The 16,758-nt window shown below is 36.3% G+C and carries 16 protein-coding genes; 14 read left to right on the plus strand and 2 right to left on the minus strand.

Annotated features, from left to right (window positions below; all coding sequences use genetic code 11):
• The first annotated feature begins 23 nt into the window (after nt 1–23).
• The 3 genes from ABMA72_RS11630 (at nt 24) to ABMA72_RS11640 (ending at nt 4,231) form a co-directional block, all read left to right on the plus strand.
• Nucleotides 24–920 (plus strand): MinD/ParA family protein, encoded by an 897-nt coding sequence (locus tag ABMA72_RS11630; RefSeq protein WP_393057218.1) that lies wholly within the window; start codon nt 24–26, stop codon nt 918–920.
• Between the two features lie 16 nt (nt 921–936).
• Nucleotides 937–1,722, plus strand: a complete 786-nt coding sequence (locus ABMA72_RS11635) for a FliA/WhiG family RNA polymerase sigma factor (RefSeq protein ID WP_392858414.1) — start codon at nt 937–939, stop codon at nt 1,720–1,722.
• A 208-nt stretch (nt 1,723–1,930) separates the two neighbouring features.
• The gene (locus ABMA72_RS11640) at nt 1,931–4,231 is read left to right on the plus strand and encodes a hypothetical protein (RefSeq protein ID WP_393057220.1); all 2,301 of its coding nucleotides are present in this window, start codon (nt 1,931–1,933) and stop codon (nt 4,229–4,231) included.
• A gap of 31 nt (nt 4,232–4,262) precedes the next feature.
• On the opposite strand, the gene coaE is transcribed toward ABMA72_RS11640, so the two are convergent.
• Nucleotides 4,263–4,913: a dephospho-CoA kinase gene (gene coaE / locus ABMA72_RS11645; RefSeq protein ID WP_392858420.1), complete on the minus strand. Its 651-nt coding sequence runs from the start codon at nt 4,911–4,913 to the stop codon at nt 4,263–4,265.
• 2 nt (nt 4,914–4,915) lie between these two features.
• Entirely contained in the window at nt 4,916–5,722 is an 807-nt protein-coding gene (gene mazG, locus ABMA72_RS11650; protein WP_392858422.1) for a nucleoside triphosphate pyrophosphohydrolase, read from the minus strand.
• A 72-nt stretch (nt 5,723–5,794) separates the two neighbouring features.
• Here mazG and ybeY point away from each other — a divergent pair, with 72 nt between their 5' ends.
• The 11 genes from ybeY (at nt 5,795) to lpxB (ending at nt 16,756) form a co-directional block, all read left to right on the plus strand.
• Complete coding sequence (gene ybeY / locus ABMA72_RS11655) at nt 5,795–6,343, plus strand: rRNA maturation RNase YbeY (RefSeq protein WP_392858423.1); 549 nt, start codon at nt 5,795–5,797, stop codon at nt 6,341–6,343.
• Nucleotides 6,344–6,371: 28 nt separating this feature from the next.
• Nucleotides 6,372–7,485, plus strand: a protein-coding gene (gene prfB / locus ABMA72_RS11660) for a peptide chain release factor 2 (RefSeq protein WP_392860227.1) whose coding sequence is annotated in 2 segments (ribosomal slippage) — nt 6,372–6,443 and nt 6,445–7,485 — 1,113 coding nt in all. Because the reading frame shifts where the segments join, the coding sequence is not laid out codon by codon here.
• A 1-nt stretch (nt 7,486) separates the two neighbouring features.
• Nucleotides 7,487–8,680: an ABC transporter permease gene (locus ABMA72_RS11665; RefSeq protein WP_392858426.1), complete on the plus strand. Its 1,194-nt coding sequence runs from the start codon at nt 7,487–7,489 to the stop codon at nt 8,678–8,680.
• Entirely contained in the window at nt 8,681–9,337 is a 657-nt protein-coding gene (locus ABMA72_RS11670) for an ABC transporter ATP-binding protein (protein WP_392858428.1), read from the plus strand.
• A 128-nt stretch (nt 9,338–9,465) separates the two neighbouring features.
• Entirely contained in the window at nt 9,466–11,760 is a 2,295-nt protein-coding gene (gene bamA / locus ABMA72_RS11675; RefSeq protein ID WP_392858430.1) for an outer membrane protein assembly factor BamA, read from the plus strand.
• 16 nt (nt 11,761–11,776) lie between these two features.
• Complete coding sequence (locus ABMA72_RS11680; RefSeq protein WP_392858433.1) at nt 11,777–12,277, plus strand: OmpH family outer membrane protein; 501 nt, start codon at nt 11,777–11,779, stop codon at nt 12,275–12,277.
• 73 nt (nt 12,278–12,350) lie between these two features.
• A complete protein-coding gene (lpxD, locus tag ABMA72_RS11685) occupies nt 12,351–13,367 on the plus strand; it encodes a UDP-3-O-(3-hydroxymyristoyl)glucosamine N-acyltransferase (RefSeq protein WP_392858435.1) in 1,017 nt (338 codons plus the stop codon).
• A gap of 15 nt (nt 13,368–13,382) precedes the next feature.
• Nucleotides 13,383–13,862 (plus strand): 3-hydroxyacyl-ACP dehydratase FabZ family protein, encoded by a 480-nt coding sequence (locus tag ABMA72_RS11690; protein WP_021268699.1) that lies wholly within the window; start codon nt 13,383–13,385, stop codon nt 13,860–13,862.
• Between the two features lie 12 nt (nt 13,863–13,874).
• The gene (lpxA, locus tag ABMA72_RS11695; RefSeq protein ID WP_021268332.1) at nt 13,875–14,669 is read left to right on the plus strand and encodes an acyl-ACP--UDP-N-acetylglucosamine O-acyltransferase; all 795 of its coding nucleotides are present in this window, start codon (nt 13,875–13,877) and stop codon (nt 14,667–14,669) included.
• Nucleotides 14,670–14,681: 12 nt separating this feature from the next.
• Nucleotides 14,682–15,629, plus strand: coding sequence for a Gfo/Idh/MocA family protein (locus ABMA72_RS11700; protein ID WP_393057222.1), 948 nt, complete (start codon nt 14,682–14,684; stop codon nt 15,627–15,629).
• Nucleotides 15,626–16,756, plus strand: a complete 1,131-nt coding sequence (gene lpxB, locus ABMA72_RS11705; protein ID WP_393057224.1) for a lipid-A-disaccharide synthase — start codon at nt 15,626–15,628, stop codon at nt 16,754–16,756. The genes ABMA72_RS11700 and lpxB overlap by 4 nt, the downstream gene beginning before the upstream one ends.
• The last annotated feature ends 2 nt before the right edge of the window (nt 16,757–16,758 follow it).

A 16,758-nucleotide genomic window follows, 5' to 3' on the forward strand; every position in this document is an offset into this window, starting at 1 on the left:
TTAAGTTTTGTTTAGGAGACAGGATGTCCAGAAACGATCTTTCAACATGGTTGTTGTCACACCGTAGTGATGATGACTGCGAATTGAATGTTAAAACCCCTCTTAATTACCTCAATGAAGAATGTGAAATTATTGCAGTTGGATCAGGTAAAGGTGGTGTAGGGAAGACTACTACTGCTTTAATGATTGCCAACGAGCTAAGTGCTAAAGGCAAGAAAGTTCTTTTAATCGATTGTGATTATAATCTTTCAAATACGGCCGTTAAATTAGGACTACCTCTAAACGATAACTTCTATTCACTACTATCTTTAGAAAAGTCATTTGATGAATGTCTATACAAGCTTGGAAATATCCACCTTCTAAGTGGTTGTAATGGTAATAGTGATTTATTTGATACTAGCTTTGAGCACGATAAATTTATTATTGATATTATCGCGGCCCATAGAAGTGAATATGATCATGTTATTCTTGATTGCCCTGCAGGAGTAAATAAAGAGACGATAAATCTACAGGCCTATGCTGATTATCGTTTTATGGTTGTTAATCCTGACCGTTCTTCAATCACAGATACATATGCCTTAATTAAAATTCTAAATCAAAAATATCAAATTAAAAATAATCACCTCATTGTAAATAGAGTTGATTCAAATCAACAGTATAGAAAAGTTGTTAAGTCTCTAGTGGATACTGTTGCTAGCTTTATGCAAGCTAATCTTAGTGTATTAGGTGGTGTGAAGAATTTAGAGATTCCATCTGACAAATTTGATCACGCACTTTTGAAAACGGAAAAGAATTCCCTTTCGAAATATTACACTAACATCATTAATAAATTTACCGACGAGGACAGTACTAGTCGAGTCGCGCCTGCATTGCTGAAAGGATTCAGTCATGCTGGTAGTAACCCACAGCAACTAGCTTAATCAAGGAGTGAGAGAGATGTCATCGTTGGCCAAAAAATTAAAGAATTTAAAAGACTATAGATCAACTGTAGATCCAAAAGTAAAAGATGAGATCGTAGTGGAATACGCTCCACTAATTAAGTATATTGCGCAAAAAATTGCTTCACGCCTACCATCAAATATTGAATTAGATGATCTAATCTCATGTGGTGTTATTGGGCTAATGGATGCAATCGAGAAATTTGATCCTTCACGTGATAATAAGTTTAAAACATATGCCGAATTTAGAATTAGAGGAGCTATCCTAGATGAACTACGTTCACAAGACTGGGTACCTCGTTCTGTAAGAGAGAAGGCAAAGTTAATTGACCGTGCATATTCTAAGCTAGAATCTGAACTAGGCCGTCCTGCAACTGATGATGAAATGTGTAAAGAGCTAGAGTGCTCTAAAGAAGAATTTCACACAATGCTAAATAAGGCGAAGTCTGTTTCTATTCTAAATATCGATGACTCAGCGACATTTAATCGCAATGATAAGCGTGCAATGGCCGGACTAAATGAAGACAGTAAAGCAATGAATCCATTCACTGCTGTTTCAAATAAAAACTTCAGAGACAAAATTAAAGAGGGAATTGAGCAACTTCCAGAAAAGCAAAGACTTGTTCTTTCTCTTTACTACTACGAAGATCTAAACCTTAAGGAAATTGGTCAGGTACTAGATGTAACTGAATCTCGTGTTTCTCAATTACACACTCAAGCAGTAATGAAGCTTAAAGCTAAGTTACAAACTATGTTCGAAGGTTATGAAGAACTAGTTAGCTAATCACAATTCAATATTTAAAAACATACTTTTTTACTCAGGCCCTTTCAAATAAAGGGCCTTTGTTTGCCTATAAAATAAATTAATTAAGCCTTTAAAATTCAATTAAAAAATTGCATAATAGATGTAGAAATTTCTTACGTTCACAGGATGTGAAGGACCGTTAACATATGGAAGTGATTTTCCCATTCCGACATTTAGGAGACCTATAATGAAGCTTCGTTTCAGTAAGCCGTTGTTTATCTATTTCTCTGTTTCTCTTATTCTAACGACAGCACTTATTTCCTTCGGTGTTTGGTCCTTTTGGAAGAATGGCCCTGCTAATTTTGATCGCATGACAATGGTCTACGAATCAACTTCTAAATTTGAAGAGGTGAAGAATTCCAATACTCTTGAAGATATTAAAGAGTTGGTAAGAGTTGATCGTACAAAAGAGGCGACATCTGAATTTGAAAGATTTGAAACTTCAATCAAAGAACTAAATGAAATCGTAAGCATTACAGAATATGAAGCTCTAGATAATAACTTTTCTGAGCTTAGAAAGAAGTTAGATGACATTACAACTTCTGCAAACAAATCAACACTTATTAATGTTCTTAGAACGAAGATGATTGGTTTCCAAAACTTTGTTGTTCATAATCAGTGGAGAACACTAACTAGAATTTCTAATAAAATTAAAACTAAAATTTCAGTTGGTACAACTAAGAGTTCTAATTTTTATAGTTACGGGAATTTAAAACGCCTACATGCATCGATAGCAGGTGATGTAGACTATATGGAAAAAGTAACAATGCGATCAGTTCTTTCTGATGAAGACAAGAATCTAATTGTTGTTCGCCTTGGAACTTTAAGAACTGAATTAAATCTTTTAGAAAAATCTCTTAATACACTTCGTGACTTTGATAGTATTTGGAAGACGACAAATAAGAGCTATCTTGCATGGAGTGAGAAGTTTGGGCCAAAGCTTACTTATCAAAAAATTGAATTAAACCAAACTTCTCAAACGACTCTTTATGGACTTGTCGCAATTATTGGGATTTTAATAACAATCTTTACTGGTGGACTTTTTATGTTTGCTTATTCTGAAAAAAGAGCAAAGAAAATGCTTGAAGCAACTTCACTTGATCTTATTAAGGATGGAGTAATACCAGTAAAAGCATCTCTTAAAGGAGATTGGTCACATCCGTTTAAAGAAGAGATTGAAAAATATCGTGGCTATATTCACAAGAGAATGAGTTTTGGTTCGATCTTTCAAGATGCAATGCCTTTCTCATCACTACTTCTTGATTCAAATCTTAATGCTGTTTGGGCAAACTCTTTATTCTATGAGCACTGGAGAATCGATAGTGCTAAAAAAGATATGAGTATTACTTGGGATTACTTAAGTACTTTTACAAACCTCGGTGAAAACGATCCTGCAATAAGTGCTGTAAGAGACGGTGTAGCAGGGATTTATCAGATTCAAGTTAAAACAGAAAACTCTAGCGAGGCAGCACCATTTGAAATGTATGTTTCTCCAGTAGAGTACGCAGATCAAAAACGTATTATGGTTATTTTCTATCCATTAAGAAGCTTAGAAGAGACACTTTCTAATCAAATGAAGTCAGTTGTTTCTCCTGTATGTAAATCTCTAGATGCTCTAATTGAGGATAAATTCAATGGTGAGTTTAGAGAAAAGCTGCAACAAGATTTTTCTGCAGCAGGAATTGATAATGTCTATGAAAAATTCACAAAGGTTAATGATCACTTCTTAATGCAGAAAGCTTCATTCTTAAAAGAAATTGAACTTTTGGAAAATAACTTATTTGAACAATACAAGATTATTGATGACGTTAGAATTATTTTTGAAGGTCAAAAAGATTTACAAAAAGATGCCATTAATAAATTCAAAGTAGCAAAAGATAAAATTGTATCAGTTGTCGAGATGAGAGCTAAGTTTGAAGAAATGAATCGTTATATGATCGAAATGACAAATCGTTTATTTGATGAAGAAATTGAATTAGCGACTCGCTCAGGTGAGATTGTCGAAATTATTAATGAGAATAAGGCCGCTTACGCAGGACTTGTAAGATCTCGTGATCAATTTAAATCGCTAAAGTCACAGGTTGAATTATTTAGAGCAAGAAGTTCTCAAATCATCGATCAAATCCAACGTGGAGTTGCAAGTGACGCAACGGTAGGGAAGTTTGCTGGTGAACTTAAAGAATTTAACTCGACACTGGGAAGTTTTTCAAAAGTTTCAACACAGCTAGATGTTGGGCTTTCTAAAGTTCAAATCATTATGGATAGTAAAGAAGTACCTGATGTTGGTGCTATTAAAGATACTTTCAAAGCAATTAGAAATGAGATTAATGATGTTGCTACACAAACTCAGCATCTATCACGTTTTGCTCAGGAAGAAGATGAGCAGCTTATCTCATCTCTTCGAGGACTATATGGCAGTTTCCAAAACCTTCGTAGTCAAAATGGCGAAATCGAACACACTGTCGCTGACAGTAATCCAATACTATGAAAAAAGGCTCCGTAAGGAGCCTTTTTTATTTCTATAAATCAAAATGATCAAGAAACATATTTAAATTCAAATCTTCAGGTTGACCTGAATTATCGATAACAGTATCAGCAAGCTTTGCTTTTTCTTCGATATCAATTTGCTTTGCTAGAATTTTACAGGCTAGGTCTTTTTCAATTCCGTCACGGGCCATAAGGCGCTCAACTTGCTTTGCACGTGGGCAGTAAACAACGGCCTTGTGATCGATAAAAGAGTCGAGATTCTTTTCAAATAAAAGAGGAACATCGTAGATCACAACTTTTGGAGAACCAAGGTCTTTAAAAGCTTTTAAGAAAGCTTCCGGTAGCTGACGGTAGATTAAGCTTTCAATATCATTTTGAATTTGAATGTCTTGGAAAAAGTATTCGCGTAGTAATTTAAAGTTGATTGTGCCATCTTCTTCGATAACTCTTGGGTAATAATTTTGTAAGTGCTCAAGAGACTCTTGTGTTTTATATACTTCTTTTACAAGAGCATCTGCATCGATGATAGGGAAGCCTTTATCACGTAATACCTTAGATACCGTCGACTTTCCTGTTGCAATGCCACCAGTTAGTCCAACAACAGGACAAGGCATTTGATAAAGACGCTTATCTTTTTTTAGAGTGATAAATTCTTTTTTTAGCTTAATAGGTGATGCTTTCATAACTAGTTACTTTTTTCGATTTCTTTAACGCGAGACCAGAGAGTTTCAAGTTCGTCCTGAGAGCTTTCACGAATAACAATGCCTTCTTCTCTGGCAATGTCTTCAAGTTGATTAAAGCGTCTTTTAAATTTTAAGTTTGCTTCTCGCAATGTGATTTCTGGATCAAGATCGAGATGTCTTGCAAGTTGTGCAACTGAAAATAAAAGATCTCCCATTTCTTCTTGGACTCTTTCTTTATTGAGCTCGCGCCCAGGAGTGAGTTCTTCTTTTAGCTCCTGCCACTCCTCTTCGACTTTATACATTACTTGCGTGTAATCTTCCCAGTCAAAGTTTATTTTATTCGTTTTCTTTCCAATTTTTGCAGCACTTGTAAGGGCCGGAAAAGAGAGGAGTTCATTACAAATTTCATATTTCTTAAGGCTTTCTTCGTTTGCTTTTTCGGCCTTCTTAATTTCTTCCCAGCGTTGCTTAATTTCTGCAACATCCTTGGCCTTATTGTCTGTAAAGACATGTGGATGGCGTCTTACCATTTTATCAGCGATTGTCTTGGCAACAGAGTTAAGATCAAACTTAGACTCTTCGCTTGCTAATTGAGAGTGAAGGACTACCTGGAGAAGAACATCACCTAATTCGTCTTCCATTTTTTTGTAGTTACCATCTTCAACTGCATGCATGAACTCATAAGACTCTTCCATTAAATATTTTAAAAGGGACTTGTGAGTTTGTTCGAGATCCCATGGACAACCATCTTTAGGGTCTCTTAACTTTGCAACAACTTCTCTTAATCTTTCCATTTCGCTTAGTGACATAACTTTGCCTTGGTAATATAATCTATGTAACCTAAGACAGAATAATACACCCTTAAAAAGAGATTGGAAATAATGGCCCATAGCGCAACTATTCAAGTGAACAAATCAAGACTTATTGTTAACTTAGCTGACAATTCTAGAAGTGATTGGGGACTTAAGGCCTGTGAAAATATGCTAAAAGACTCACTTGTTGTCTTAAGCAATTTTCTTTACTCAAAGAACACTTGTTTAGACAAGAAAGTTCACGAAGAGATAGAAGTGGATCTTCACTTTTGCGGCGACTCTCGTATGAAGCAAATTAATCGCGATCATCGAGGTAAGGATAAAACGACAGATGTTCTTTCTTTTCCTATGTATGAGAGCTTGCGTCCAGACAGTACGGATTTCGTTCTTCCTGGACCTGTAATGCTTGGTGATATTATCATCAGCCGCAATGTAGCAGCAAAGCAAGCAAAAGAGTTTGACCTTGAACTTGAGCAAGAGGTTATTCACTTATTTTGTCACGGACTTCTTCATTTGTTAGGATATGATCACGAAATCTCGCAAGAGGAAGAAGAAATCATGGAAGCTCTTGAAAAAGAGATTCTAACTAAAATTAAAAAATCTAGGCAGAAGAAATAGGAAAGTAGAGATGGAAGAAAGTACTCGCATAGCCCTTGGTGAGAAGAAATCACTAATGGCAAGTTACGATGATAAGCTTGCTAGTCTAAGGAGGTCACTTTGATGTTGACCAAAAGTCAGCACGCATAAGTGAAATTCAAGATATGGAGGCCATGCCTGGCTTCTGGGACGACAATCAGAACGCTGCCAAAGTTCAAAAAGAAAAAAACCTTTTAGAAGATGTCGTTAATACTTATACAAAATTAAAAGACTTATATGATGAATTCGAAATTTTAATTGAGTATGCAGCTGAGGGAGATGAAGACTCTGCAACTGGTGCGATTGAAATTTCTGATGAATTTGTCGATGAATTCAATAAGGCAGAACTGAAGGTACTTCTTTCTGACGATGCCGATTCAAATAATGCTATCGTTAGTATCAATGCTGGTGCCGGTGGGACAGAATCATGTGACTGGGCAAGTATGCTCTTTAGAATGGTTAATCGCTGGGCCGAACATAAGAATTTTAAAGTTCAGGTTCTTGATGTACAAGATGGTGATAGTGCAGGAATTAAATCTGCCACGATGCTGATTGAAGGTAATTACGCCTACGGAAATCTAAAATCGGAAACAGGTGTTCATCGTCTTGTTCGTATTTCTCCATTTGATTCAGCAAATCGTCGCCATACTTCATTTGCTTCAATCTTTGTCTCTCCAGAAGTGGATGACGATATTGAAATTGAAGTTGCTGATAAAGATATTCGAATCGATGTTTACCGCTCAGGTGGAGCAGGGGGACAGTCGGTTAACACAACTGACTCTGCTGTTAGGATTACACACTATCCAACTGGTTTAGTTGTTACTTGTCAGAATGAAAGATCACAGCTGCAAAATAAAATTCAGGCAATGAAAGTTCTTAAGTCTCGTTTATATGAGTTAGAGCTAGAAAAGCAAAGAGCAGCAGCTGCCGAAGAAGAAGCTAACAAGAAAGAAATTGGATGGGGAGCGCAGATTCGCTCTTATGTTTTACACCCGTATAAAATGGTTAAGGACCACAGAACTAATTTTGAATCATCACAAGCTGAAAAAGTTTTAGATGGTGATATCGATGGTTTTATGGATGCCTACTTAAGATGGTCAGTTGATGGGATGAAGGAAGAGTAAATTGAGTTTTTTCTATCTGTTTAAAGATTTTCAATTACTTTTCTTTCGTGATCGATCTTCACGCTACTTTATAACGGCCACAATACTCGGCCTAATGTTTTCTTTAGCTGTTATCCTTTGTAGTTTGGCACTCATGGACGGCTTTGGAGTTACTCTTAAAAAGTCTCTCAATGCAGGAAGTGGCGAAATTATTCTTACGGCCACAAATGGTTTTTTTGAGTTAAACGAAAACGAACAAAAAGATCTTAATAATTTTCCAATCGAAACAAAGATACCAATGCTTCGTACTCAATCGTTTGTTAATAAAGACGAAAAGGGAAAGGCCGTCTTTGTTGTTGGTGTTAATGAACAAATCAATCAATTAGATAATGGCCTTGTTGAGCCACAAGAGAATGAAGTTATTATCGGTGATCTTCTTGCAGAAGATTTAAAAGTTAATGTCGGTGATACTCTGAAGTTTAGTTTTTCTGCAGGGAAATTAGGTGAGCGATACTTACCAACAAATGCCGTCTTAAAGATTAAAGATATTAAGACTTTTAAAATTCACGAATATCGAAGTCGTTTCGTCTACGTGAACTTAAAAAAGATTCAAACTCTACTTGGGGTTAAGGATCGAATCAATTTAATGAGTCTAAGGCTAAAGCCTGAGTACCGAAGTCTTGCTAAGATTAATGAAGTGGTAGCTGATATGAAGAGTGTCTTCTATTATGAATACAGCATCGCTCCGTATTGGAGTGACTTTGCAACATTCCTAAAAGCAGTTGAATTTGAAAAGTATATGATCTCAATTGTCTTCTCAATTGTGGTTGTTTTGGCCATCTTTAATTGTCTCGCTTTTATTATTTTCTCTAAGGAAAGACGCTCGCAAGAAATATTTTTACTCTACGCAATTGGACTTTCTCCTAAGAAGTTTAGAACTCTATGGTTAGTTCAAAATATTGGGATCTGGTTTCTTGCCTTTATGGGCTCGCTTATTTGTGTTGAAATCTTTGACTATCTTTTAGGGACGCTTGATATCTTCTCGCTGCCAACAGATGTCTACCACCTAAATCGCATTGAGCTATTCTTGTCATTAAGAGATATTTTTATTGTTGGATTTATTTCATTTATCTTTATTATATTTTTAACTTTTATAGTACTTAAAAGACTAGATTCAAAATCAATGGCCCAAGGTCTAAGAGAGGAGTTTTCGTAAATGGCAGTTTTAAATGTATCGAATGTTTACAAAGACTTTGGAAACTCACATATCCTAAAGGGTGTTGATCTCGAACTATCTCAGGGTGAACAATGTGTTATCAAAGGTTCATCTGGTTGTGGGAAGTCGACTCTTTTATATTTGATTGGTGGCCTAGAGAATATTACTTCCGGTCAAATTACTGTCGATAACTTAAATATTGGCCAAATGAATGATGCGAAGCTAGCAAATTATCGCAATTCCAAAATAGGATTTGTTTTCCAATTTCACTTTTTACTTTCATCCCTTACTTGTTTAGAAAATATACTTCTACCGGCACGCTTAGGGGGACATGACGTGTCAAAGGTGAAGAAGTATATTCTTTCACTGGCCAAGACCTTAGGGGTCGCTGAGTGCCTGAAGCGTTACCCATATGAAATCTCTGGCGGGCAACAGCAGCGTATCAATCTGATTCGCGCTCTATCATTGCGTCCTAAGCTTTTATTGTGCGATGAGCCTACAGGGAATCTCGACTCGAAGAATTCTAAAATTGTGGCCGACCTTATTTTTGAGCTCTCGAGAGAGCTTGGAACAACTCTTCTTGTGGTCACTCATGATGAGGAAATGTCTCGAAAGTTTAGTCGTGTTCATACGATGATCGATGGGATTCTGCATTAATTCGTCACTTTTTTGTGCAGGATGTTCGTTTTTCTTTTTGTAACTTTGTAAGATTATTGATATTTTTTTACTCAAGTATTTTTTGTCTGCACACACACATGACAAGATCGCTGGATCATGGAGACTAGATGATTAACTCTTGGAAGAGTTTTATATATATAATTGTTTTTTCAATTACTTTAAGTATTCAAGCAAGTGAAATTGGACCACGTGTACGTCTATTTAAGATTTCAAGTGTTGAAGTTCAAGGTTTAAAGAAAGTAGAGAAGGAAGCTGTACTCGATAAGCTACGTTCTCGTGCGGGCCTTACTCTTACGAATGAAACACTCTTTGATGATATCAAGACGATCTATAATCTAAAGTACTTCGAATCTGTAGAAGCACATCAAGATGGAAATAAGCTAATCTTTAAAGTCGTGGAAAAACCTATTATCGCTAAGATTGTTTTTAGAGGTAATGATGAGGTTGATAAGGACGATTTAAGCGAGGGTCTTAAAACGAGAGAATATTCTATTCTTGATATTAACTCGATTCAGGCCGATGTTCGCCAGATGGAGAAGACTTACGAAGAAAAGGGCTTCTACCTAGCTAATGTTTCATATGAAATTAGACAAGTTGATAAAGAGAATGTTCACCTTGTTTATAATATTAGTGAATACGATAAGGTTCGAGTTAAAAAAGTTACATTCCTAGGATTAACTGCTTTTGCTGAAGAAGAAGTGAAATCAATTATGGAAACTAGAGAGGAGAGTCTATTCTCATTCCTTTCTGGTTCAGGAAATTTCAAAGAACTTAATTTCAAAACAGATATCGAAAGAATTAAATACTTCTATTCAACGAAAGGTTACTTACAAGTTAACGTGGCCGTTCCTGAAGTTACTGTTTCTGAAGATAAGAAATGGGTTTTCATTACTGTTAAAATTAAAGAAGGTCCAAAATTTGATGTACGTGATGTGTACTTTCAAGGTGAGCTTCTTTTTACAGAAGATGAGCTAAGAGAGAAGACTAAGCTTAAGGCCGGTGAAGTTTATTCAGAAGAGCTTTTAAGACGTGATATTCAAACACTTACAGAGTCATACCAAGACCTTGGTTATGCCTTTGCCAACGTTATTAGAAATATCCAATTAGTTCCTGGTGAGAATAGAGTTGATATCCAATACTCATTTGAAAAAGGGAAGCTAGCTAAGTTTGGACGTATCTCGGTAACTGGAAATACAAAAACTCGTGATAAGGTAATCCGCCGTGAACTTAAGATTCATGAAGGTGGAAAATATTCTGGTTCAGGTCTTCGTGAGTCAAAAGAGAATGTTAATCGTCTAGGTTTCTTTGAGCCAGGAAGTGTTATCTTCAATACGGTTTCTTCTCCTGGGCAAGATGACGTTCTCGATGTGGAGATCAGTGTTAAAGAAAAGAGTACAGGACAGATCTCTCTTGGTGCTGGTTATTCAACGGCAACAGGTGGATTCTTTCAGGCTTCGATTTCTCAGAATAACTTTAGAGGTTTAGGACAACAATTATCGTTCTCAACTAATATCGCAAAAGAACAACAAAACTTCTCTCTTTCATTTACGGAACCATACTTTATGGATTCAAAATGGACTCTTGGTGGAGAGGTGTTTAGAACTGTTGATACTCAGCTAGACTCATATGATTATAAGAAGCATGGTTTTGCTGCTCGTATTGGTTATCCAATCTTCGATTACACAAGACTTTATACAACTTATAAACTTGAAGAAACTGAGTTAACAGATATTAAAGATCCAACAGTTGATGAGAATGAAGATGGTGTTACATCTTCAGTTCGTCTTGCTGTTGTAAAAGATAAGAGAAATAACCGCTTTGAGCCTACAGACGGATACTACTGGAACCTTGCAACTGAGTATGCTGGTTTAGGTGGAGATAAGAAATGGTGGAAGAACGAAATTGATTTACGCTACTTCTACCCAGTATGGAAAGAGCTAGTATTTAGAAGCCGTTTCTACACAGGTAAAATTGAAGAAAGGCAAGGGATTCCAGTTCCTAGAAATGAGAAGTTCTCTCTTGGTGGTGCTAGAAACCTACGTGGTTACGATATTGAAGATATTGGGCCTAAAGAGTCTGTAACATATGATCACGATAATGATCCAGGAACTCCAGATAAAACAGAGTCATTTAATATCGGTGCTCCATTTACTGCTTTTACAACTCTTGAGCTTGAGCACCCTCTTGCAAAAGAAGCAGGTCTTAAATTTGTTACTTTCTTCGATGCTGGTACAGCAAAGAGACTAGAAGATATCGATAAGATATATATGGATTATGGTTTTGGTTTCCGTTGGTTCTCACCAATTGGTGTTCTAAGATTTGAGTGGGGGGTTCCTATCAACCCTGACCCAGACATGAATAGCGGGACTAAATTCCACTTTGATATTGGACAATTATTCTAATTCGTAAGGAGACGATATGAAAAATTTATTAGTGATTGGATTACTTTTCTCTTCATTAACTGCATCGGCAATGAATATTGGTCGTGTTGATGTTCAAAAAGTTCTTTTAACAGTTAAAGAATCTAAAAAGATCAAAGATAAACTGCAAAAAGAAATTGATAAGAAGCAGGCTGAGCTTAAGAAAGAAGAAGAAGCTCTAGTAAAAGAAAAAGAGAAGTTTGAAAAACAAGCTCTTGTTATGAATGAAAAAACTAAGCAACAAAAAGGTCAAGAACTACAAAAGAAGTTCTTCGGTTTCCAACAAAAGATGCAACAGTACCAAGGTGAGCTTGCAAAAATGGAACAAACTGCAAAGGGACCAATTTTAAATAAAATTAAAGGTGTTGTCGAAGAAGTATCAAAAAGCAAAGGTCTAGATTGGACTTATGAAACTTCAACAACTCCAATTCTTTACATCAAAAAAGTAACTGACATTACTGAAGATGTAATTAAAGCTTACGATAAAAAACATAAGTAATTTGCTAATAAAAAAAGACTCATGAAGGGAATACGTAGGTATTCCCTTTTGTCGTTTTAAAGGAGGGGATAAAATGTCCATTCTGATTAAAAATATTATCGAAAACGATAGCGATATGAGTTTTCTATCTGGAAATTCTGATTACGAAGTAACGGGAATTTCTTCGATGGAAGAGATTATTGAAGGGAAAATACTCTTTATTGGTGCGAAGAAATTCTTGGTCAAGTATCAAGAAGCCAAAGCTAGCGACAATCTTGCATTAATTGTCGATGCAAAACTCTTTGACTCATTAGAGGATTCTCAGAAAAAAGAACTTGAAGATAACTCGAAGGTATTAATTTCTTCAACGAATATCCCTATCTCAATTACAAAAGCATCTAAAATATTTTTCGACAATAAACTTGGTTCACTTAGCTATGATCTAGATGGCCGAAAAAGTGGCATGGCCACTATCCATCCTTCTGTAAAAATAGCTGAGAACGCTTTTATTGGAGAAGGTGTCGAAATTGCTGCTGATTGCACAATCATGCCTGGTTGTGTGATTTTACCAAATGTTAAAATTGCCGAAAATTGTACAATTTATCCTAACGTGACAATTTATCCTCAAACTGTCATTGGAAAGAATTGTCGAATCCACTCAGGTACGACTATAGGTAGTGATGGATTCGGTTATAACTTTCATCAAGGTGTTCATCATAAGATTTGGCACTTCGGTGGAGTTATTATTGGTGATGATGTTGAAATTGGTTCAAATACTAGTATTGACCAAGGAACATTTTCACCGACACGTATTGGCAATGGCGCTAAAATTGATAACCTAGTGCAAGTTGCACACAATGTTCAAATTGGTAATGGAGTTATTCTCTGTGGACAAGCTGGACTTGGTGGAAGCACAAAGATTGGAGATTACGCTGTTCTTGGAGGAAAGGCCGCTGTCGCTGACAATTTAGAAGTCGGGATGGCCGCACAACTTGCTGGAGGTAGTGTTGCTATTGGAAACGTGAAACCGAAGGAAATCGTTGGTGGATACCCGGCAAGACCTATGCGTGAATTTTTACGAGGAATTGCTTTTTTACGAAAGAATATTTAACACGGAAGGTAACGTATGCAATTAAACAAAGAACAAGTAATGCAAATTCTCCCTCATCGCGAACCATTTTTATTCGTGGATGAGATTACAAGTGTAGAAGCTGTAGGTGAAGTGAACGAGTTAAAAGATCTCGTAGGTGCAGTTGTGAAAGGAAATTATACAACTCGTGAAGATCACCCAATCTTCGCAGGACACTTTCCTGGAAATCCTATTCTTCCTGGCGTTGTACAGGTCGAAATGATGGCACAATTCACTTCATTTCAATTAAAGCTTTATTACAAAAATTTAGAAGAAGGTGAATTCGAAGTTGCGCTATTATCAATTGAGGGCGCAAAGTTTAGAAAACCAGTTCACCCTGGTATGAAATTAGATATTGAAACTGTATGTACAAAAATGCGTACTGGTTTCTTACAAAACGATTGCAAAATCTTTCATGAAGGCGACCTAGTAAGCCAGTGTCAGGTTCTTGCATCTTTTAAAGTAAAAGAAAATTAAGAAGGAGCCTCCATGAGCGAGAGATTTCACCCAACTGCAATTATTCACGAGTCTGCTGAAATTGGAGAAGGAACAACTGTTGGTGCATACTGTATCATCGGTCCAAAAGTTAAAATTGGAAAAAACTGTGACATTCGTAACCACGTAATCATTAATGGTATTACAAGAATTGGTGACAATAATAAAATCTATCAATTCTGCTCAATTGGTGAAGAACCACAAGACTTAACTTATAGTGAAGATCCAACAGAAGTTGAGATTGGTGATAACAACGTTCTTCGTGAATATGTATCAATTCACAGAGGAACAATGAAGGATCGTCAAAAAACGACTCTTGGAAATAACTGCCTTCTAATGGCAAAGGTTCACTTAGGACATGATGTTGTTGTTGGTGATCGTGTTATCATGGCAAACTCGACAAACCTTGCTGGTCACGTAAAAGTTGGTAATAAAGTTATCATCGGTGGTGGAACTAATATTTCTCAATTTGTAAAAGTTGCAGAAGGTGCTTATATCGGTGGTGCTTCAGCTATCGATAAGGATATTCCACTTTATTGTACTGCTTATGGTAACCGTGCAAAACTTCGTGGAATCAATATTATCGGTCTACGTCGTGCTGGTGTTGAAAGAAATGCTATTTCTGAAATTGTTGATTTCTTCCGTGATATGGAAGCTTCAACTTACTCGCCACGTACATTCGTTGAAACTGAAGAGCTAATGAAGCCATATGCAAATAATGAAATTATCGCGCGCATTAAAGAGCATATTGTAACGACTAAAATGGGAATTGCGCCGTTTTTAAGCTAATAGGAATTAATTATGTCTAAAGTAAAAGTTGCTTCAATTGGTTATGGACACTTAGGTCAATGGCATGCTCAAAAAGCATATAACCTAGATAATTGTGAATTAATTGCAATTGTTGAACCATTTGCCGCTAACCAAGAAAAAGCAAAAGAAAAATACCCTGACATCAAGATTGTCTCTGATATTAAAGAAGTCATTGGAGAGATTGATGCCGCTGTGATTGCAACACCAACAAGTTTTCACTTCGAAATTGCCAAATTCTTACTTGAAGAAGGTAAGCATGTTTTTTGTGAAAAACCAGTTACTGTTACAGTAGAAGAAGCAAGGGATCTAAAGTCAATTGCTACTGAAAAGGGTGTTAAGTTACAAGTTGGACATAGTGAGAGATGCCACCAAGTTTGGGAGCGTCTGGAAGAGTTTAAAGACATTACTGCAAATTCTAGTGTTGCTACAATTGTTAGGAATTCACCGTTTAAGGGAAGGGCCGCTGATGTTGGTGTTGTGGAAGATCTTATGATTCATGACCTGGATCTGGCCCTTATGCTTTTTGGAAAACCTAAGAGTATCAGAGCTTATGGGATGAAGGTTCTTACAGATAAATTTGATCATGTGAAGGCGTTACTAAGTTATGGCGATCGTCTTGTGACAATTGAAAACTCAAGAAACGATGTAAAAACTGAAAGAAGTGTGCAAATTAACTCGGCGAAGGGAATTCTTAGAGTTGATCTATTAAATAATAAAGCTTCTTACTCAACAGATATTAAAGCTGGTGAGGAGCAAGTTATTAATGAATTTGATTACGAAAAACGTGATCACTTACTAATCGAACAAGAGCGTTTCTATAATGCCATCTTAAATGACACAAAAGAGTTTGTAACAATTGATGATGGAATTGCAGCAATGGAATTAATTGCGGCCGTTAATGAATCGCTTGAAAAAAATATTGAGGTAGAACTTAATTGAAAAGCTGCTTAATAATTGCTGGTGAAAAATCTGGTGAAGAACATGCAATGACATTCCTTGAGACTCTTACAAAGGGAGCTCCTGATACTCAATTCTACGGAGTAGGGGGAGAGCTTATGAAAGAGCAAGGAGTTGAATTACTTTATGATCTAAAAGATTTTTCTACTTGGGGAATAACTGAGGCAGTTAAAAAAGTTCCTTTTTACTATGGTGCTTATAATCGCATTATCGATGAAGTAAAGAAGCGTGGAACGAAAGTTGCTATCTTAATTGATTTCCAAACATTTAATCTTAAATTGGCCATGAAGCTTGAAAAGCTTGGGGTCAAGGTTCTTTACTATGTGGCACCACAAGCTTGGGTTTGGAAAGAGTGGCGTACAAAATACCTTCAGGCTTCTGTTGATACACTCTTTTGTATTCTTCCATTTGAAAAAAAGTGGTTCATGGATCGTGGTGTAAGCAAGGCCATTACGATTGAACACCCTCTACTTAAAAAAACGAAGCCTCTTCTTGAGGGATTTCAAAGACATGAAGTTGATTTTAAGAATGGAGAATTTAATATTCTTCTTCTGCCTGGAAGTCGACGCTTTGAGATTGAATTCATGTTACCTCAGTTTATTAGGGCCTGCCGAAAGCTTAAAGAAAATTATAATTTCAAGCTTTCCATTGTTAAGGCCAGCTCTGTTGATGAGGAGCTATTTTCTCGCTTTGAAGGTGAGTTTGATAGGATTTATGAGGATCGTGAATTAGATACGGCCCTTAAGGAAGCAGACTTTTCATTTGCAACAAGTGGAACTGTTAACCTTTCATTGGCCTTATATAGTGTTCCTAGTGTGATTGCGTATGATCTAAACCTGTTCAATATGTTTATCGCAGAAAATATCGTTAAGTATAAGGGCTTTGTTTCAATTCCAAATTTAATTCTTGGCCATGAAGTTTATCCGGAATTATTAGGAGAAGGCTTTAGTGAATATAATCTTGTTCGTAAGGCCAAAGACTTATTTGAAAACAAAGAACGCTACGGTTTTGTTCTTAGTGAACTTCAGAAGCTAAGAGACTTAACGGAAGGTGAGGATATCGAAGTTTCTCAATATCTTCTCGAAAAAATTAAAAGTGCTTATTTATAATG

Source organism: Halobacteriovorax sp. CON-3 (assembly GCF_043196995.1).
In the GTDB taxonomy this organism is placed as follows: Bacteria; Bdellovibrionota; Bacteriovoracia; order Bacteriovoracales; family Bacteriovoracaceae; genus Halobacteriovorax_A.